This window comes from Citrobacter sp. CK195, from assembly GCF_030333365.1.
Lineage (GTDB): Bacteria > Pseudomonadota > Gammaproteobacteria > Enterobacterales > Enterobacteriaceae > Citrobacter_B > Citrobacter_B koseri.
The window spans coordinates 235,959-255,347 of sequence record NZ_JAOWGB010000025.1; the positions used below are offsets into that span (position 1 = coordinate 235,959).

Annotated in this window: 17 protein-coding genes; 8 read left to right on the forward strand and 9 right to left on the reverse strand. The window is 55.1% G+C overall.

Annotated features, from left to right (window positions below; genetic code table 11):
• Positions 1 to 12: 12 nt before the first annotated feature.
• Together OGX93_RS15335 and OGX93_RS15340 are read left to right on the forward strand one after the other, a co-directional pair.
• The gene (locus OGX93_RS15335) at positions 13 to 1,281 is read left to right on the forward strand and encodes an oligosaccharide MFS transporter (protein ID WP_286449059.1); all 1,269 of its coding nucleotides are present in this window, start codon (positions 13 to 15) and stop codon (positions 1,279 to 1,281) included.
• A 34-nt stretch (positions 1,282 to 1,315) separates the two neighbouring features.
• Positions 1,316 to 2,506, forward strand: a complete 1,191-nt coding sequence (locus OGX93_RS15340; RefSeq protein WP_115181102.1) for a glycoside hydrolase family 88 protein — start codon at positions 1,316 to 1,318, stop codon at positions 2,504 to 2,506.
• A gap of 125 nt (positions 2,507 to 2,631) precedes the next feature.
• Here OGX93_RS15340 and OGX93_RS15345 read toward each other — a convergent pair whose 3' ends face one another.
• The 4 genes from OGX93_RS15345 to qseB form a co-directional block, all read right to left on the reverse strand.
• Positions 2,632 to 2,946 carry a putative quinol monooxygenase gene (locus OGX93_RS15345; protein ID WP_012135156.1) on the reverse strand — a complete coding sequence of 105 codons (315 nt, stop codon included), beginning with the start codon at positions 2,944 to 2,946 and terminating at the stop codon, positions 2,632 to 2,634.
• A gap of 30 nt (positions 2,947 to 2,976) precedes the next feature.
• Positions 2,977 to 3,558: an NAD(P)H-dependent oxidoreductase gene (locus OGX93_RS15350; protein ID WP_047461170.1), complete on the reverse strand. Its 582-nt coding sequence runs from the start codon at positions 3,556 to 3,558 to the stop codon at positions 2,977 to 2,979.
• Positions 3,559 to 3,667: 109 nt separating this feature from the next.
• On the reverse strand, positions 3,668 to 5,017 hold the full coding sequence (gene qseC / locus OGX93_RS15355; protein ID WP_049009955.1) for a quorum sensing histidine kinase QseC: 1,350 nt from the start codon (positions 5,015 to 5,017) through the stop codon (positions 3,668 to 3,670).
• Positions 5,014 to 5,673 (reverse strand): quorum sensing response regulator transcription factor QseB, encoded by a 660-nt coding sequence (qseB, locus tag OGX93_RS15360; protein ID WP_049009957.1) that lies wholly within the window; start codon positions 5,671 to 5,673, stop codon positions 5,014 to 5,016. Before qseB ends, qseC begins: the two co-directional genes overlap by 4 nt.
• Before the next feature lie 151 nt (positions 5,674 to 5,824).
• Here qseB and OGX93_RS15365 point away from each other — a divergent pair, with 151 nt between their 5' ends.
• From OGX93_RS15365 to OGX93_RS15385, 5 genes are all read left to right on the forward strand, one after another.
• Positions 5,825 to 6,217: a YgiW/YdeI family stress tolerance OB fold protein gene (locus OGX93_RS15365; protein ID WP_012135152.1), complete on the forward strand. Its 393-nt coding sequence runs from the start codon at positions 5,825 to 5,827 to the stop codon at positions 6,215 to 6,217.
• 131 nt (positions 6,218 to 6,348) lie between these two features.
• The gene (gene parC / locus OGX93_RS15370; protein WP_012135151.1) at positions 6,349 to 8,607 is read left to right on the forward strand and encodes a DNA topoisomerase IV subunit A; all 2,259 of its coding nucleotides are present in this window, start codon (positions 6,349 to 6,351) and stop codon (positions 8,605 to 8,607) included.
• Positions 8,608 to 8,847: 240 nt separating this feature from the next.
• Entirely contained in the window at positions 8,848 to 9,585 is a 738-nt protein-coding gene (plsC, locus tag OGX93_RS15375) for a 1-acylglycerol-3-phosphate O-acyltransferase (RefSeq protein ID WP_047461176.1), read from the forward strand.
• Positions 9,586 to 9,655: 70 nt separating this feature from the next.
• Entirely contained in the window at positions 9,656 to 11,068 is a 1,413-nt protein-coding gene (gene ftsP, locus OGX93_RS15380) for a cell division protein FtsP (protein WP_012135149.1), read from the forward strand.
• 103 nt (positions 11,069 to 11,171) lie between these two features.
• Complete coding sequence (locus OGX93_RS15385; protein ID WP_286449058.1) at positions 11,172 to 13,343, forward strand: YgiQ family radical SAM protein; 2,172 nt, start codon at positions 11,172 to 11,174, stop codon at positions 13,341 to 13,343.
• Positions 13,344 to 13,400: 57 nt separating this feature from the next.
• On the opposite strand, the gene OGX93_RS15390 is transcribed toward OGX93_RS15385, so the two are convergent.
• From OGX93_RS15390 to yqhD, 3 genes are all read right to left on the reverse strand, one after another.
• The gene (locus OGX93_RS15390; RefSeq protein WP_012135147.1) at positions 13,401 to 13,862 is read right to left on the reverse strand and encodes an HIT family protein; all 462 of its coding nucleotides are present in this window, start codon (positions 13,860 to 13,862) and stop codon (positions 13,401 to 13,403) included.
• Between the two features lie 112 nt (positions 13,863 to 13,974).
• Positions 13,975 to 14,802 (reverse strand): 2,5-didehydrogluconate reductase DkgA, encoded by an 828-nt coding sequence (gene dkgA / locus OGX93_RS15395; RefSeq protein ID WP_012135146.1) that lies wholly within the window; start codon positions 14,800 to 14,802, stop codon positions 13,975 to 13,977.
• A gap of 103 nt (positions 14,803 to 14,905) precedes the next feature.
• Entirely contained in the window at positions 14,906 to 16,069 is a 1,164-nt protein-coding gene (gene yqhD, locus OGX93_RS15400) for an alcohol dehydrogenase (RefSeq protein WP_012135145.1), read from the reverse strand.
• Positions 16,070 to 16,262: 193 nt separating this feature from the next.
• On the opposite strand from yqhD, the gene OGX93_RS15405 reads away from it, so the two are divergent.
• Positions 16,263 to 17,162: an AraC family transcriptional regulator gene (locus OGX93_RS15405; RefSeq protein ID WP_137675730.1), complete on the forward strand. Its 900-nt coding sequence runs from the start codon at positions 16,263 to 16,265 to the stop codon at positions 17,160 to 17,162.
• A gap of 47 nt (positions 17,163 to 17,209) precedes the next feature.
• On the opposite strand, the gene yghB is transcribed toward OGX93_RS15405, so the two are convergent.
• Together yghB and metC are read right to left on the reverse strand one after the other, a co-directional pair.
• On the reverse strand, positions 17,210 to 17,869 hold the full coding sequence (gene yghB / locus OGX93_RS15410) for a DedA family general envelope maintenance protein YghB (RefSeq protein WP_012135142.1): 660 nt from the start codon (positions 17,867 to 17,869) through the stop codon (positions 17,210 to 17,212).
• Between the two features lie 131 nt (positions 17,870 to 18,000).
• Entirely contained in the window at positions 18,001 to 19,188 is a 1,188-nt protein-coding gene (gene metC, locus OGX93_RS15415) for a cystathionine beta-lyase (RefSeq protein ID WP_024130955.1), read from the reverse strand.
• Positions 19,189 to 19,389 lie beyond the last annotated feature (201 nt).

Here is a 19,389-nt window from a genome sequence, read left to right on the forward strand (position 1 = left end):
GGCGAGGATGGTATGAAAAATTGTTCAACAAATAACAGAACTGAATATTATAAAATCAGTAGCTTTATATTCCTCTATTTCTTTACCTGGTCTGCCAGTATTGGTTTACTGGCCATCTGGCTGGGGCAGAAAGCACAGCTAAGCGGCACGGTTATTGGTACGGTGTTTGCGGTAAACGGTATTTTTGCGGTCATTCTGAAGCCCATTTATGGCTACATTCTCGATAAAATCGGCATGAGCAAATACCTGCTCTATTTTGTTGTGATGATGTCGGCACTAATGGCGCCATTCTTTATTTATGTTTATCAGCCATTATTGCTTTCAAACACCATGCTGGGCATTGTTATCGGCGCGATTTACCTGAGCTTTGCCTGGTATGCTGGCGTGGCGGCTTGTGAATCCTACTCTGACCGCTTCAGCCGTCTTAACGGCATGGAGTTTGGCCAAATCCGCATGTGGGGCTCGCTGGGGTGGGCGGTGGCGTCGTCGTTTTCCGGCCTGCTGTTTAACCTCTCTCCGGCATATAACTTCATTATGGGCAGCGTGGCGTCGGTAGTGATGCTGGTGGTACTGCTGAGTCTGAAAGTGAATGTGAATGCGGCAAACGCAGCGGACGTGCTGACAAAAGAGAAAATCGTCCCGGCGGATGTCTACGCGCTGTTGCGCAGCCGTAAGTTCTGGGCGTTCTGCCTGTATGTCGCCGGCGTGGCGTGGATGATGTTTATCGCAGAGCAGCAGTTCTCCCGCTACTTTGTCACCTTCTTCTCTGACGTACATGAAGGCAACGCGGTGTTTGGCTATCTGGGAACCGTGCAGTCGGGAATGGAATTTGTCATGTATATGGTGGTTCCATTATTTGTTAACGCGATCGGCGCTAAACGCGGTTTGTTGATTGTGGGGGCGCTGGTTGGCGCGCGTCTGATTATTTCCGGGCTGTGTGATTCACACCTGCTCATCTCCGTACTGAAGCCGCTGTATGGTCTGGAAATCTGTCTGCTGTTGGTTTCGGTCTTTAAATACATTGCTGAACACTTTGATAAACGCGTCAATGCGACCATGTATTTATTGGGCTATCAGGCGATGCTGTATGTCGGCAATGTGGTGATCTCTTCACCTGCCGGATTAATGTATGACCGAATTGGTTTTGAGAAAACGTATATCATCATGGGGATTATTGCTCTGACCTTTACGCTTATTTCGGCATTTACCTTATCGGCATGTCAGAGTAAATCCCACCATCGTACCGCTATTGAGATCGCCGAAAATAATACGGCGCATTAAATTTCATTGGGTTTAATTTAGAAGGAACCGAAATATGTTAAATCATATCGTTGAGGAAACGTTGCGCGCATTTCCTGGCAGCCCGGTTGACGCCGGAACTTTTCAGGATGAAATGATCGGCGCGCGTGAACACGTCCTCGAACTGATTAGCCGTCATTTAACGGAATTCGGTGAAAAATTTCCTGCCGAAACCTGCGTTAAAGGTTATTACCCGTTAACTGACAACGTTGAGTGGACCACCAGCTTCTGGACCGGGCAGCTGTGGCTGGCGTGGGAGATGAGCGGCGAGGCGAAATATCGTGAACTGGCGGAAAAACATGTGCGTTCTTTTGGCCTGCGTATTGCCGGACGCCACGACACCAACACCCACGATCTGGGGTTCCTTTATACCCTGTCCTGCGTCGCAGCCTGGCGACTGACGGGCAACCGCGATGCGCGTGGTTTTTCGCTGATGGCGGCAGAAGCGCTACTGGAGCGTTTCCATGAAAAGGCGCAGATTATCCAGGCGTGGGGCGATCTTAACGATCCCGAACAGGCCGGGCGGATGATCATCGACTGCAACATGAACCTGCCGCTGCTGTACTGGGCGAGCGAGCAGACGGGCGATCCGCGTTTTGCCGAGGCGGCAAAAGCCCATGTGGCGCAGGCCGCGAAATACCTGATTCGTGAAGATGCATCCACTTTCCATACTTACTACATGGATGTGAAAACCGGCGCGCCGCGTTACGGCAACACCCAGCAGGGTTATGCGGATGATTCATGTTGGTCGCGCGGTCAGGCGTGGGGGATTTATGGCTTCCTGCTGAGCTATATCTATACGGGCGACAAAGAGATGGTGGCGCTGTCGAAAAAGCTGGCGAACTATTTCCTTAATCGCCTGCCGGAAGACGCGGTCTGCCATTGGGATCTGGCGCTGGTGGGGACAGACGCGCTGCGTGACGCCTCGTCGGCGGCGATTGCCGTGTGTGGCCTGCTGGAGTTGATCAAACACCTGCCCGTGACCGATCCGGATCGTGAGCGTTATCAGCAGTGGGCGATGGGAATCATGTCATCGCTAACGAAGGGCTATCTGATGGCGAAAAATGAGAAGGGGAACGGGCTGTTGAAACATTCGGTGTACCACCTTTCGAGCAACAAAGGGGTCGATGAGTGTGCAAGCTGGGGGGATTATTTCTACGTGGAAGCGTTAACGCGTTTTACCCAGTGCTGGAAGCTGTACTGGTAACCATATTGCCCGGAATTGCCTGGAATTGCCCGGTGGCACTGCGCTTACCGGGCCTACATTCAGGGAATGCGCTGTCGTGCTGTAGGCCGGATAAGCGAAGCGCCATCCGGCATTTAGCGCAAAACTTAAACGCCTGACTCCAGAATACGGATACTTGTTTCCAGCACGTCGCCTTTAACGGCTTCGGCGTAGGCTTTCATATGCGGGGTTTGCAAATGCGCTTCGAGATGCGCAACGCTTTCCCACTGTTCAACCATCACGATTGAGTCAGGTGCGGTCGTCTGAAAGGCCACGCCCGCAGCGTGATCGACCATCGGCGCGTAGCCGTGGCAACCCTCTTCTTTCAGTACGGTCGGAATGATTTTGGCAAACTGATCCAGTACCGCCTGACGGTGATGTTGACCTGGACGGGTACGGATTTCAGCAATGACGGTAAGCATGGTTAACTCCTTCTAATTCCAGGCTACTAGTTAACCAAAAATCTCGCTCAGATGCTTGCGATATTCTGCGATATAACGCGGGACATCCGGCATTTTGATGACGTCATTGGTGATAAAGGTCGGCAGCGCTTCCATTCCGAGGAACTGATTGGCCTTGTGGAACGGCAGGTATACGCCATCCACGCCAACGCCGTGGAAGAACTGATCGTTGTCGGTGAAAGCCTCCATCGGTGCGTTCCAGGTCAGAGAAAGCATGTATTTTTTCCCCTGAATCAGACCGCCGGAACCGTATTTTTTTGACGCGTCCGAACGGGTGCGGCCATCGCTGGCGTACAGCGTACCGTGGCCTTCGGTAAAGACGTCATCCATGTATTTTTTCACGGTCCACGGCGCGCCCATCCACCAGCCAGGCATCTGCCAGATAACCACGTCAGCCCAGACGAAGTGCTGGACTTCGGCTTTGACATCGTAATCACTTTCAGCGCGGACGATTTTGACATCATGCCCGAGGTCGCGCAGAAGGCCATCCGCCACTTCGGTCAGGGTATCGTTCAACTGACCATTGGAGTGCGCAAATTTTTTCGCCCCGTTGATAATCAGAATGTTGCTCATTATTTGTCCTCTCAGGAATGCATTTGAAACAGATTTTACGTAGATGAGCGGCCCGGCGAAATGAGCAAAATGTGCAAAGTCTTTTGCTCATCGCGCAATAATCTCGCGATCACCAGGTTACTACGGCTTCAAAGCCTCCTTCCGGCGCATTGCCAAACGAGACGCTCATCCCATGCAGCGAGGCGATGCGGCGGACAATCGACAAACCCAGACCACTGCCGGTGACGCTCTGACCTGGCGGGCGATAGAATCGTTCGCCGATACGCGCCAGCACCGCCGGCGAAACGCCGGGGCCATTATCCCGGACGGTAAAATACCGGGCATTCAGCGTCACGTTCACCACGCTGCCCTGTGGACTGTAACGAATGGCGTTATCCAGCAAATTGCGCACCAGCAGGCTGAGCAGCAGCGGTTGGCCCGTGCGCGTGACGTTGTGGGCGTTAACGTGCAGACGCACGTCAATATGCGCCTGCTGGGCCGGTTGCCAGATATCCATCACGGCGGATTGCAGTAGCGCCTCCAGCGAGACTTCCGCGACATCTTGCAGGTTATCGAGCGAGTCGAGCCGTGAAAGGGTTAAGAGCTGATCCACCAGGCGCGTGGCGCGCTCAATCCCCGTATGCAGTTGCATGAGCGCTTTTTGACGCGCCTGCGGGTCGTCGTCCGAGAGCTGCGCCACCTCGGTTTGTACTTTCAGCGCAGTGAGCGGGCTGCGTAACTCATGCGCCGCGTCCGACGTGAATTGCCGCTCGCGCACCATCATCGAATGCGTACGGGCAAATAACTGGTTGAGCGCGCCGACTAACGGACGAACCTCACTTGGCACACCTTTATCGTCAAGCGGCTCTTCCGATTCCGGGGAGCGCAAACGCAGCGCCTGGGCGAGCTTTTTCAGCGGCCTGAGCTCCCGGCTAAGCAGCACAATCAGGATGAGCAGCATCAGCGGAAGCGCGATCAGCCACGGCGTTAGCTGCGCGGTGACAATCGCCAGCGCCATATCCTCGCGGTACTCCAGCTCCTGAGCGACGACGATACGGTACTTGCCATCCGCAGAGGTCAGCCAGACAAAACGCCATTTATCATCATCGCCATTCAGGTATCCGTCATCAAAACCTTCCCGACGGTAGCTGTAGGGAATATCCCGGCCATTATCGCCATCGTTCAGCACCATTCTGCCGTCGGCGGTATACACCGCAAAGGCCAGCACATCGTCATCGACATGACCATGCTTCAATTTTTTCGGCGTCTGCGCCATCCGTTCAGGCGCCGAGATTTCGTTGACATCCAGAGTAATAAGGCGCTTCGCAAACAGCATGAGCTGGGTATCAAACAGTTCGTCGACGTTGTCGGTCGTCTGTTTCCAGGCCACGAAGCTGGAGGCCACCCAGGTGATGGCGGCCAGGATCAGAAAAATAAGCGTGAGCCTGACGCGCAGGCTGAGACGTTGTGTGAGTTTCATGGGTTGCCTAGGGTGTAGCCGATCCCGTGTACGGTGCGGATAAAATCACTGCCCAGCTTACGGCGTAAGTGATGAACATGTACCTCAATGGTATTGCTGGAGACATCTTCGTCCCAGGTATACAGCTTCTCTTCGATGAGCTTACGCGGCAACACGCGCCCGACGTTGCGCATCAGCAGCTCCAGCAGGGCAAACTCTTTCGGCTTCAGGGGCAGCGGCTCACCTGCCAGCGTCGCGACCAGATTACCGGGATTGAGCGTAACCTGGCCGTGGCGCAGTTCGTTGCTCACCTGGCCGTTAGCGCGGCGTAACAGCGCTTCCAGGCGGGCGGCGACTTCAATCAGCGCGAAAGGTTTGCACAGATAGTCGTCCGCTCCCAGACGTAGCCCCTCCACGCGTTCCGCCAGCGCATCGCGCGCCGTCAGAATCAATACGGGTTCGCGTTTTCCCTGTTCACGCCATTCGCGCAGGATATCCCGCCCGTCCATCCCCGGTAGCGTAAGGTCGAGGATCACCGCATCATAAGGCGCGCTGTAGAGCGCTTCTTTACCCTGACGACCTTCGGTGAACCAGTCGACGCTGAATCCCATTTTGCTTAAACCCGCCTTGATGCCGTCGCCAATCAGCGCGTCATCTTCTACCAGTAAAATACGCATATGTTCATCCCTGCGGTGACTCTTTCTCTCGCCAGTAAACCCTGTCGTGGCGCGCGTTGTACAGAAAAAAAAGTATCTTTTTTTGCCTTAAGAAGTTGTTAAGGATTACCTTATTTAATTGAGACGAAACAGCGTAAAAAGGGAGAGAGTCATGAAAAAATTGGCTGCAATGGTTGCCGTAATGGCGTTGTGTTCCGCTCCGGTTCTGGCGGCTCAGCAAGGTGGATTTTCTGGCCCGACGGCGACGCAAAGTCAGGGCGGCGGGTTTGTTGGCCCGAACGGGAGTAATACGACCGTAGAAAGCGCGAAATCAATGCGTGATGACGCCTGGGTCACGCTGCGCGGTAACATCGTTGAGCGTATCTCTGACGATCTGTATCTGTTCAAGGACGCCACCGGGACGGTGAATGTCGATATCGACCACAAACGCTGGAACGGCGTTACCGTAACGCCGCAGGACCTGGTTGAAATCCAGGGCGAAGTGGATAAAGACTGGAATTCCGTTGAAATCGACGTGAAGCAAATCACCAAAGTCGCCAAATAAACCCCATCAGGGCCGCACTCGCGGCCCTTTTTCTTTGTGACTCAACGCGCCAGATAAGGTAGTATCTGCGGCAATATTGCCTGACGGATACTGGGTTATTGTTCAGGCTAACAGTTGAGGAACCACGATTAATGAGCGATATGGCAGAGCGCCTTGCGCTGCATGAATTCACGGAAAACGCCTATCTGAACTACTCCATGTACGTCATCATGGACAGGGCGTTGCCGTTTATTGGTGACGGACTGAAGCCGGTTCAGCGTCGCATCGTGTACGCGATGTCTGAACTGGGGCTGAACGCCAGCGCCAAATTTAAAAAATCCGCCCGTACCGTCGGCGACGTGCTGGGTAAATACCATCCGCACGGCGACAGCGCCTGTTATGAAGCGATGGTGCTGATGGCGCAGCCGTTCTCTTACCGTTACCCGCTGGTTGACGGGCAGGGGAACTGGGGCGCGCCGGACGATCCGAAATCCTTCGCGGCGATGCGTTATACCGAATCCCGTCTGTCGAAATACGCGGAAGTCCTGCTGAGCGAACTCGGTCAGGGGACGGCGGACTGGGTGCCGAACTTTGACGGCACCCTGCAAGAGCCGAAGATGCTGCCTGCGCGTCTGCCCAATATTCTGCTCAACGGCACCACCGGCATCGCCGTTGGGATGGCGACAGACATTCCGCCGCATAACCTGCGCGAAGTGGCGAAAGCCGCGATCACCCTGATTGAGCAGCCGAAAACAACGCTTGAGCAGGTGCTGGATATCGTGCAGGGGCCGGACTACCCGACCGAAGCGGAAATCATCACCTCCCGTGCGGAAATCCGTAAGATTTACGAAAATGGTCGCGGCTCCGTGCGTATGCGCGCGGTATGGAAAAAAGAAGATGGCGCGGTGGTGATTACCGCGCTGCCGCACCAGGTGTCCGGCGCTCGCGTACTGGAGCAGATCGCCGCCCAGATGCGGAACAAAAAGCTGCCGATGGTTGACGATCTGCGCGACGAGTCCGATCACGAAAACCCGACCCGTCTGGTGATCGTGCCGCGTTCCAACCGCGTGGATATGGAGCAGGTGATGAACCACCTGTTTGCGACCACGGATCTGGAAAAGAGCTACCGCATCAACCTGAATATGATCGGTCTGGACGGTCGCCCGGCGGTGAAAAACCTGCTGGAGATCCTGACCGAATGGCTGGCGTTCCGTCGCGATACCGTGCGCCGCCGCCTGAACTATCGTCTGGAGAAAGTCCTCAAGCGCCTGCATATTCTGGAAGGTTTGCTGGTGGCGTTTCTCAATATCGACGAAGTGATTGAGATAATCCGCCATGAGGATGAACCGAAACCGGCGCTGATGTCGCGTTTTGGCATCACGGAAACTCAGGCCGAAGCCATCCTCGAACTGAAACTGCGCCATCTCGCCAAACTGGAAGAGATGAAGATTCGCGGCGAACAGGATGAGCTGGCGAAAGAGCGCGATCAATTGCAGGGCATTCTGGCCTCCGAGCGCAAAATGAACACCCTGCTGAAGAAAGAGTTGCAGGCGGATTCAGACGCGTATGGCGACGATCGCCGCTCCCCACTGCGCGAGCGTGAAGAAGCTAAAGCGATGAGCGAGCATGACATGCTGCCGTCTGAACCGGTGACGATCGTGCTGTCGCAGATGGGCTGGGTGCGTAGCGCCAAAGGCCATGATATTGACGCGCAGGGTCTGAACTATAAATCGGGCGACAGCTGGAAAGCCTCGGCGAAAGGCAAGAGCAACCAGCCGGTGGTGTTTATCGACACGACCGGGCGCAGCTACGCCATCGACCCGATTACGCTGCCGTCGGCGCGTGGTCAGGGCGAGCCGTTGACCGGTAAGCTGACGCTGCCGCCGGGCGCGACCGTAGAGCATATGCTGATGGAAGGGGATGAGCAGAAACTGCTGATGGCCTCGGACGCCGGCTATGGTTTCGTCTGTACCTTTAACGATCTGGTGGCCCGCAACCGCGCGGGTAAAGCGCTGATCACGTTGCCGGAAAACGCGCACGTTATGCCGCCGGTGGTGATTGAAGATGAAACCGATATGCTGCTGGCGATCACCGCCGCCGGGCGTATGTTGATGTTCCCGGTCAGCGATCTGCCGCAGTTGTCGAAGGGGAAAGGGAACAAGATCATCAACATTCCGTCTGCGGAAGCGGCCAGAGGCGACGATACGCTGGCCCAGCTCTACGTTCTGCCGCCGCAAAGCACGCTCACGATTCATGTCGGCAAGCGCAAAATCAAACTGCGCCCTGAAGAGCTGCAAAAAGTGACCGGCGAGCGCGGTCGTCGCGGTACGCTGATGCGCGGTTTGCAGCGCATCGATCGTATTGAGATTGACTCGCCACGACGCGCCCGCGACGGCGACAGCGAAGAATAAGGCGATTTTAAGCGCCATCAGGCCATCTCATTGTGCCGGATGGCGGCGTAAACGCCTTGTCCGGCCTGCGGTTTTAACGATGCTGTCAGGCCGGATTAACAATAAAATTTCCCGTAAAACCGTTGTTTATTCGCGCATTGCGATTAACAATACGCTTTTCCAGAGAGCCGCTCTTAACAAAGCCCTAACCTGATATCAGGTGACGTAGAATGCGACGCTCTTAGGCCTTCAGAGGTTGTTATGCTATATATCTTTCGTCTAATCATTACCGTTATTTACTGCATTCTTGTCTGCATTTTCGGTTCGATCTACTGCCTTTTCAGCCCGCGTAACCCGAAGCATGTCGCGACGTTTGGCCATATGTTTGGCCGTCTGGCGCCGCTTTATGGCCTGAAGGTGGAGTGCCGTAAGCCTGCTGATGCCGAAAGCTATGGCAACGCTATCTATATCGCTAACCATCAGAACAACTACGATATGGTGACGGCAGCCAACATTGTGCAACCGCCTACGGTGACGGTCGGCAAAAAGAGCCTGGTCTGGATCCCGTTTTTTGGCCAGCTGTACTGGTTAACCGGTAACTTGTTGATTGACCGAAATAATCGTGCCAAAGCGCACGGCACAATCGCTGAAGTGGTGAGCCATTTTAAAAAGCGCCGTATCTCTATCTGGATGTTCCCGGAAGGAACGCGCAGCCGTGGCCGTGGCCTGCTGCCGTTTAAAACCGGCGCCTTTCATGCCGCTATCGCCGCCGGTGTTCCGGTGATTCCGGTGTGTGTTTCCAATACATCGAATAAAATTAAGCTTAACCGACTGAATAACGGTCTGGTGATTGTAGAGATGCTGCCGCCGGTGGACATCAGCCAGTTTGGTAAGGATCAGGTTCGTGAACTGGCGGCGCATTGCCGCTCGTTGATGGAACAAAAAATTGCAGAACTCGATCAGGAAATTGCAGAGCGCGAAGCGACCGGCAAAGTCTGAATCAGTGTGATCGCGTTTTTGTGGGAAACGACTTCCTGCGCACTCTTTGTCTGTTTTAAATGGAGCTTATATGTCACTCAGTCGGCGTCAGTTCATTCAGGCTTCGGGGATCGCACTGTGTGCCGGTGCCGTTCCGCTGAAGGCTAATGCTGCCGGTCAGCAGCAGCCTCTGCCCGTTCCGCCGCTGCTGGAGTCCCGTCGCGGGCAGCCGTTGTTTATGACGTTGCAGCGCGCGCACTGGTCCTTTACGCAGGGTACGCGCGCGCCCGTCTGGGGGATTAACGGGCGTTACCTGGGGCCGACGATTCGCGTCTGGAAAGGGGATGACGTTAAGCTCATCTACAGCAACCGCCTGACTGAAAATGTCTCCATGACCGTCAGCGGATTGCAGGTGCCGGGGCCGCTGATGGGCGGCCCTGCGCGGATGATGTCGCCCAACGCTGACTGGGCGCCGGTATTGCCGATTCGTCAGAACGCCGCCGTGCTGTGGTATCACGCCAATACGCCAAACCGTACCGCGCAGCAGGTCTATAACGGCCTTGCCGGGATGTGGCTGATCGAGGATGAGGTCAGCAAATCGCTGCCGATCCCCAATCATTACGGCGTGGATGATTTCCCGATCATTATCCAGGATAAGCGGCTGGATAATTTCGGTACGCCGGAGTACAGCGAACCGGGCAGCGGCGGGTTTGTTGGCGATACGCTGCTGGTCAACGGCGCACAGAGTCCTTACGTGGAGGTTTCCCGCGGCTGGGTACGCCTGCGCTTGCTGAATGCGTCAAACTCTCGCCGTTACCAGTTGCAAATGAGCGACGGTCGCGCGCTGCATGTTATTTCTGGCGATCAGGGCCTTTTACCCGCGCCGGTGTCCGTTAAACAACTGTCGCTGGCGCCCGGTGAACGGCGGGAAATTCTGGTCGATATGACCAACGGCGATGAGGTGTCGATCACCTGCGGGGAAGCGGCCAGTATTGTCGATCGCATCCGTGGCTTCTTTGAACCTTCCAGCATTCTGGTCTCTACGCTGGTGCTGACCTTACGGCCAACCGGGCTGCTGCCGCTGGTGACTGACAGCCTGCCGATGCGTTTATTGCCCACGGAGATTGTCAGCGGCGCGCCGATTCGCAGCCGGGATATCAGCCTCGGGGACGATCCCGGCATCAACGGGCAATTGTGGGACGTCAACCGCATTGATATCACCGCCCAGCAAGGTTCCTGGGAGCGCTGGACCGTTCGCGCCGATATGCCGCAGCCTTTCCATATTGAGGGTGTCTCTTTCCTGATCCGCAACGTCAATGGCGCCATGCCGTTCCCGGAAGATCGGGGCTGGAAAGATACGGTATGGGTGGACGGACAGGTGGAATTACTGGTTTATTACGGACAGCCTTCCTGGGCGCACTTCCCGTTCTACTTCAACAGCCAGACGCTGGAAATGGCCGACCGGGGGTCTATCGGACAAATGCTGGTGAACCCGGCGCCGTAAATCTTCCCTCGCCCGCAAGGGCGAGAAGTGAATACCTTTCTCTTTCGTTCCGGCATATAATCCCCGGCCTTTGATTATTTTTTTACCATTTTTTGGAAGCATTATGAGCGCAATATCCCTGATCCAGCCAGACAGAGATCTTTTCTCCTGGCCTCAATACTGGGCGGCCTGTTTTGGTCCCGCGCCTTTTTTGCCGATGTCACGCGACGAAATGGATCAACTTGGCTGGGATAGCTGCGACATTATTCTGGTTACCGGTGATGCGTATGTCGATCATCCGAGCTTTGGGATGGCGATTTGCGGTCGTATGCTGGAAGCGCAGGGTTTCCGTGTCGGCATCATTGCCCAGCCGGACTGGAACAGCAAAGATGACTTTATGCGTCTGGGGAAACCGAATCTGTTTTTCGGCGTCACAGCGGGCAACATGGACTCGATGATCAACCGTTATACCGCCGATCGCCGACTGCGCCATGACGACGCCTATACGCCGGATAACGTGGCGGGCAAGCGCCCGGATCGTGCGACGCTGGTCTATACCCAGCGCTGTAAAGAGGCCTGGAAAGACGTGCCGGTGATCCTCGGCGGTATTGAAGCCAGCCTGCGTCGTACCGCGCACTATGATTACTGGTCTGATACCGTACGCCGCTCGGTGCTGGTGGATGCGAAAGCCGATATGCTGATGTTCGGCAACGGCGAGCGCCCGCTGGTTGAAGTTGCGCACCGCCTGGCAATGGGGGAGCCGATCGGCCAGATCCGCGATGTGCGTAACACCGCGATTATTGTTAAAGAAGCCCTGCCGGGCTGGAGTGGGGTTGATTCCACGCGTCTGGATACGCCGGGGAAAATTGATCCGATCCCCCATCCGTATGGCGAAGATCTGCCGTGCGCGGATAACAAACCGGTTGCGCCGAAAAAGCAGGAAGCCAAAGCCGTGACCGTTCAGCCGCCGCGTCCGAAGCCGTGGGAGAAAACCTACGTGCTGCTGCCGTCCTTTGAGAAGGTGAAGGGCGATAAGGTGCTGTATGCGCACGCGTCGCGTATTCTGCATCACGAAACCAACCCTGGCTGCGCGCGTGCGCTGATGCAAAAGCATGGCGATCGCTATATCTGGATCAACCCGCCCGCCATTCCGCTCTCTACCGAAGAGATGGACAGCGTTTTTGCGCTGCCGTATAAGCGCGTGCCGCATCCGTCATACGGTGACAGCCGCATTCCGGCTTACGAAATGATCCGCTTCTCGATTAACATCATGCGCGGGTGTTTCGGCGGCTGCTCGTTCTGCTCGATTACCGAACATGAAGGCCGCATTATTCAGAGCCGTTCAGAAGATTCGATCATCAATGAGATCGAAGCGATCCGCGATACCGTACCGGGCTTTACCGGCGTGATTTCCGATCTCGGCGGGCCGACGGCCAACATGTATATGCTGCGCTGTAAGTCGCCGCGCGCGGAACAAACCTGCCGCCGCCTGTCGTGCGTGTACCCGGATATCTGCTCGCATATGGATACCAACCATGAGCCGACGATCAACCTCTATCGCCGCGCCCGCGATCTGAAAGGCATCAAGAAGATCCTGATCGCCTCCGGCGTGCGTTACGACATTGCCGTTGAAGATCCGCGTTATATCAAAGAGCTGGCGAGCCATCATGTGGGCGGCTATCTGAAGATTGCGCCGGAGCATACCGAAGAAGGGCCGCTGTCGAAGATGATGAAGCCGGGCATGGGCAGCTATGATCGCTTCAAAGAACTGTTCGACCTTTACTCAAAACAGGCCGGGAAAGAGCAGTACCTGATCCCGTATTTTATCTCTGCGCACCCCGGTACGCGGGACGAAGATATGGTGAATCTGGCGCTGTGGTTGAAACGCCATCGCTTCCGTCTGGATCAGGTGCAGAACTTCTATCCGTCGCCGCTGGCGAACTCAACGACCATGTATTACACCGGGAAAAACCCGCTGGGTAAAATTGGCTATAAGAGTGAAGACGTGGTGGTGCCGAGAGGCGACAAACAGCGTCGTCTGCATAAAGCGCTGCTGCGTTACCACGATCCGGCGAACTGGCCGCTGATTCGCCAGGCGCTGGAAGAGATGGGGAAAAAGCATCTGATTGGCAGTCGTCGCGAGTGTCTGGTTCCGGCGCCTACGCTGGACGAGATGCGTGAAGCCCGTCGTCAGAACCGCAACACGCGCCCGGCGTTGACTAAGCATACGCCAGTGGCGCATCAGCGTCAGACGCCTGCGGGCAATAAAAAACGCAGCAAGGTAGCCGGACGTTAAACCCGTTAGCTGTTTGCCGGATAAGGTGCCTGCACCGCTATCCGGCAAACGGACGGATTACGCGTTCGCTTCACGAATTCTGGCGGCCAGCGCTGCCAGTTTTTCGTCATCCGCCCGCTCGTGGTCATGCGATGACAAATAGCCTTCGTACTGTTCAAAGAATTTCGCCTGCCGCGATTCAATAGGCTTCCATTCGCTCAGGTTAGCGGTGCCGTGCATCGGGCTGAGCTTGCTGTGCACATGATCCACGCCAAATCCTTCAAAAAACATTCCCGTACGTCCCACATCCGGGAAGGCGTTATCCAGCTTTTTCGCCACTTTTTGGGTGGCAAGCATCAGATCGGCCAGCGCCTGCGGCGGCAAGTCGAACGCATAGCTGGGATAATGCTTCTTCGGGATCACCACCGTAAAACCGTCGGTGTTCGGGAAGATGGAGAGGAAGGCCAGATGATGCTCGTCTTCCCAGATCTTATGGCAGGGGGCTTTACCCTCAACGATTTGGCAAAAAATACAGCTCATTCCTTTTCTCCGTTGCTGAGTTCACAATTCGCGTCGTACCGACTCAACACTTTCTACCAAACCCGCCTGGTAGTCAAAAAGCCCGACAGAAATGTCGGGCCGGAAAGGAAGGTTAGCCGCCGAACTGATCCGGGTCCGGCCCCAGGCGTTTACCCTGGTCAAGTTTGGCCACTTCGCTTAATTCGTCTTTGTCGAGACGGAAATCCCAGACGTCGAAGTTTTCCGCAATACGTGAAGGGGTGACGGATTTAGGGATCACCACCAGCCCGTTATCCAGATGCCAGCGGATCACAATTTGCGCCGGAGATTTACCGTACTTATCCGCCAGATCGCGAATGATTTTCTGATCGAAAACGCCTGCGCCGCCTTGCGCCAGCGGGCTCCAGGACTCGGTCTGGATCTTGTGCGTCGCATTCCAGGCATGCAGCTGACGCTGTTGCATCAGCGGATGCAATTCGATCTGGTTGATCACCGGTGTAACGCCGGTTTCATCGATCAGACGCTGGAGGTGGTTTACCTGGAAGTTACACACGCCGATGCTTTTCACCAGCCCCTCTCTTTGCAGTTCAATCATCCCTTCCCAGGCGTCAACATAATGGTCGATAGCCGGAACGGGCCAGTGCATCAGATAGAGATCGAGGTGATCCAACTGGAGCTTATCCAGGCTTTCCTGCAAGGCTTCTCGAGGGCGTTTCTGATCGTCATTCCACAGTTTGGTGGTAATAAACAGCTCTTCCCGGTCGATACCGGCATCTTTTAACGCTTTTCCGACGCCTTCTTCATTCTTGTACGCCGCAGCGGTATCAATGGAGCGATATCCCACTTCCAGCGCCTTATGAATGGCGGAAATTGCTTCCTCGTTGCTTGCCTTCCAGACTCCCAGGCCCAGTTGTGGCATTACGTTGCCATCCTGTAGCTTGATAACGGTTGGATTAGCCATGCGTTCCTCCTTTATGCGATCTCACCGGAGCAAACTCCGGTGAGGTTGTGTGACTTAAGTCTGGACGAAATGTCCAAAAACGAAAGCCAGAGGCGAAAAAACCTTAGCGAGCCGCTTCGTAAATCCGACGGCTGACATCAAGCGTAATGTCCTGATGTTCACCCAGATTTGTGCCGCCGTGCGCTTCCAGTTTTGCCAGCAATGCCGGAATGGAACTGCCGTCCAGACCGTAATCAGACAGGCGAGTCGGTACGCCCATTTGCTCAAAGAAGCGGCGGGTGGCGGCGATGGCGGCATCAATACGCGCATCGTCGGAACCGTCGGTGATATTCCAGACTCGCTCTGCGTACTGCAACAGTTTGGCGCGTTTGGTATCGCGTTTTTCATTCCACAGCGCAGGCAGGACGATAGCCAGCGTCTGCGCGTGATCAAGGCCGTGCATCGCCGTCAGCTCATGACCCAGCATATGCGTTGCCCAGTCCTGCGGGACGCCCGCGCCGATCAGACCGTTCAGCGCCTGAGTGGCCGCCCACATTACGTTGGCGCGGACATCGTAGTTTTCCGGCTCTTTCAGCGCTTTCGGGCCTTCTTCGACAAGCGTCAGCAGGATACCTTCGGCAAAGCGATCCTGAATTTTTCCGTCAACCGGATAAGTGACATACTGCTCAACGGTGTGAACGAATGCATCCACAACGCCATTAGCAACCTGACGCGGCGGCAGGGTGTAGGTATAAACCGGATCGAGCACCGCAAACACGGGTTGGACGAACGGCGTCATAAAGGCCAGCTTATCGCCGGTGGTTTTACGGGAAATTACCGCCCCGGAGTTAGATTCTGAACCCGTTGCCGGCAACGTCAGCACCGATCCCATCGGTACGGCGCTTTTCACGTCGTTGCCGCGAGTTTCCAGAATGCGCCACGGGTCCACGCCTTCGTCATATTGCGCCGCCGCCGCGATAAATTTAGTGCCATCCAGCACGGAACCGCCGCCGACCGCCAGCAGGAACGTCACTTTCTCATCACGTACAATGTTGACGGCGTTCATCAGCGTTTCATAAGACGGGTTTGGCTCGATGCCGCCAAATTCCAGCACGTCCAGACCTTTCAGCGCGTCATGTACCTGATCCAGTACGCCGGTCTTTTTCACGCTGCCGCCGCCGTAGGTGATCAATACGCGGGCGCCCTGAGGGATTTGATCGCGCAGATCGGCAATCGCGCCTTTACCAAACAGAATGCGGGTTGGGGTATGCAGATTAAAGTTGTTCATTGCTCGTTCCCTTATGTGGGTAAAAAAGTGGGCAGGCGAATGTCTGCCTGATGGTGAACATTGTGGTCGCCAGCCGCCTTCCTCTCAATGCTCATTTCTGCCAATGTCTTGCCCATTTCTCCAGAGCGCTGGAGAAAAAAGATAAATTTGCGCACAATCAAAGCGTCGTAAACCGATGAGAAAAAAGCGCGCCATGAACCGTGAAGCCATCTGCCTGTTGCTGACAGATAAAATTAAACAGCTGATAAACAATCAAAATAACCTGAATGACTGCCTGCCCGACGTGCGTCTGCTCTACGGCACGGAGCCGGGGTTGCGCACGCCTGTGATGTATCAGCCTGGCATCATATTTCTCTTTTCGGGGCATAAGATCGGTTATATCAATGAACGCGTATTTCAGTACGATGCCAATGAATATCTGCTGCTGACAGTACCTTTACCCTTTGAATGTGAAACTTATGCGACGCCGGAAGTACCGCTCGCGGGGATTCGTCTGAATGTTGATATCCTGCAATTGCAGGAGTTGCTGATGGACATTGGTGAGGACGATCTGTTTCAACCGTCGATGGCGGCAAGCGGGATTAACTCCGCCACGCTGTCGGATGACATTCTTTGTGCGGCGGAACGCCTGTTAGATGTGATGGAAAGGCCGCTGGATGCGCGTATTCTGGGGAAACAGATTATTCGCGAAATTCTGTATCACGTTCTGATGGGGCCGCGTGGCGGCGCGCTGCTGGCGCTGGTCAGCCGCCAGACCCATTTCAGCCTGATTAGCCGGGTGCTGAAGCGGATTGAAACCAAATACACCGAGAACCTGAACGTTGAGCAACTGGCGGCGGAAGCCAACATGAGCGTCTCGGCGTTCCATCATAATTTTAAATCCGTTACCAGTACCTCGCCGTTGCAGTACCTGAAAACCTATCGTCTGCATAAAGCGCGGATGATGATCATTCACGACGGGATGAAAGCCAGCGCCGCTGCGATGCGCGTTGGCTACGAGAGCGCGTCGCAGTTCAGTCGGGAGTTCAAACGCTATTTTGGCGTAACGCCGGGGGAGGATGCGGCACGAATGAGAATGATGCAGGGAAGCTAATCATGTGTAAGCCGGATAAGCGTGAGCGCCATCCGGCAATCAGCAAATCAGGCGCTGCAATACTTCTTCTTGATCACGACGAATAATGTGCCGATCAAACCGGCGGCCAGCAGGGCAATCGGCAGGATCATCAAAAACGTCATCACCTGATCTTCATGACGTTTCACGAATGGGATCATGCTGAGCGCGTAGCCGAAACTGGTCACCACGCCGACCCACAGCAGCCCGCTCAGCCAGTTAAAAAACTGAAACCGGCGACTGGACAGCCCTGAAATCCCCGCCATTGTGGGCAGCAGGGTGCGCACAAACGCCAGAAAGCGTCCGGCAAGCAGCGCCAGCAGGCCGTGCCGGTCGAACATACAGGTCGCGCGCTGATGGTATTTAACGGGAAGCTGCGCCAGCCAGCCTTTCACCGTTTGCGTATTTCCCAGCCAGCGCCCCTGAATATAGCTCAGCCAGCAGCCGAGACTGGCGGCTGTCGTCAGAATAAGGATAGTGGGGACAAAGTCCATGACACCTTGTGCAACCAGCGCGCCTGCCAGTAAGAGCAGGCTGTCTCCGGGTAAAAAAGAGGCCGGGAGCAGGCCATTTTCTAAAAATAGCGTGGCAAACATCACAAAGTAGACAACGCTAACAACGTGTGGGTCCGCCAGCGCGGCAAAATCGTGTTGCCAGAGCGCAGCGATAATATCTTGAATGACAGCCATGGACTTTCCTGTGGAACCGCGTTTATGGGGCTATTGTACTCCTGAATTGCCCGGGATGCCTTGATCCCGGACGCAACAAATGCAGACTTTTCTGCCCGGAGTGTCTGCAATTCTGTCCATGACCGGAAACTTTACACAATACGCGTGAATCCTGCGGCTAAATCTGCAATCAGATCGTCAACATTCTCTAAACCGATGTGCAAACGGATCAGCGTGCCGGTGAAATCAACGTCGCCTTCGGGACGAATGGCGGCGATATGTTCCGGCTGGTTAGGCAGAATTAAGGATTCAAAGCCGCCCCAGGAGTAAGCCATGCTGAACAAGCTGAAATTATCCAGATAAGCGGAAAGCGCCTCATTACTCAGCCTTTTATTCAGCACAAACGAGAACAACCCGCTGCTGCCCGTGAAATCGCGCTTCCAGAATTCGTGGCCTTTGCTGCCAGGAAGGGCGGGATGATTAACGCGGGCGACCTGAGGGTGATTCGCCAGCCACTCGGCGACTTTCAGGCTGCTTTCATGATGCTGGCGTAAGCGCACGCCCAGCGTACGTAGCCCACGGCTGGTCATATAAGCGGTATCCGCGTCCAGCATTTGCCCCATCAGATAGGCGTTTTCGCGTAATTGCTCCCAACAACGCGCATTAGACACGGCTGTGCCGACCATCGCATCCGAGTGACCAATCAGGTATTTCGTTCCTGCCTGGATGGAGATATCGATCCCGAAATCCAGCGCCTTAAACAGCACGCCCGCCGCCCAGGTGTTATCAATCATAATGACAGCGTCTGGCGCAACGCGTCTTACCGCGCCGACAATCGCCGGGATGTCATGCACTTCCATCGTGATGGAGCCAGGGGATTCGAGAAACACTACTTTCGTATTGGGCTGAATATGCTTCACGATATCCGCGCCGACCAGCGGATCAAACCAGCCGGTCGTCACGCCGAGTCTGGCGAGAACTTTGGTGCAAAAATCCTGACTGGGTTCGTAAGCGGTGTTGGTCATCAGGACGTGATCGCCCTGTTCCACAAAGGCCAGAATCGTGTTGGCGACAGCCGCCGCGCCGCAGGGGAAGAGCGCGCATCCGGCGCCGCCTTCCAGTTCGCACATGGCTTCCTGTAGCGAAAAATGGGTTAGCGTTCCGCGACGTCCATAGAAAAGTTCGCCATTGGCGCGGTTGCGGGTGGCGTGCTTTTTGGCTTCTACGGTGTCAAATACCAGCGAGGAGGCGCGCTGAATGACGCTGTTCACCGATCCCAGCGTGTATTTTTTGCTGCGTCCTGCGCTCACCAGTTTGGTTTCAAGATGTTTTTCTGCCATGTTGGAGTACCCATTTTTATACGTCTGGATGTCTAAACTATCATGAATGATGGGTGACGCATCCTGAAGAATCGGCATAAAGCAGAAAATTTTCTCAAAATGACATCTGGTGACTTTTTTACTGCGTAAGCGCAAGGAAAAGAAACCAAAGGTGCGGCACTATGTAAATAGTAATGAGAACGACTATCAATTCGACGTCGT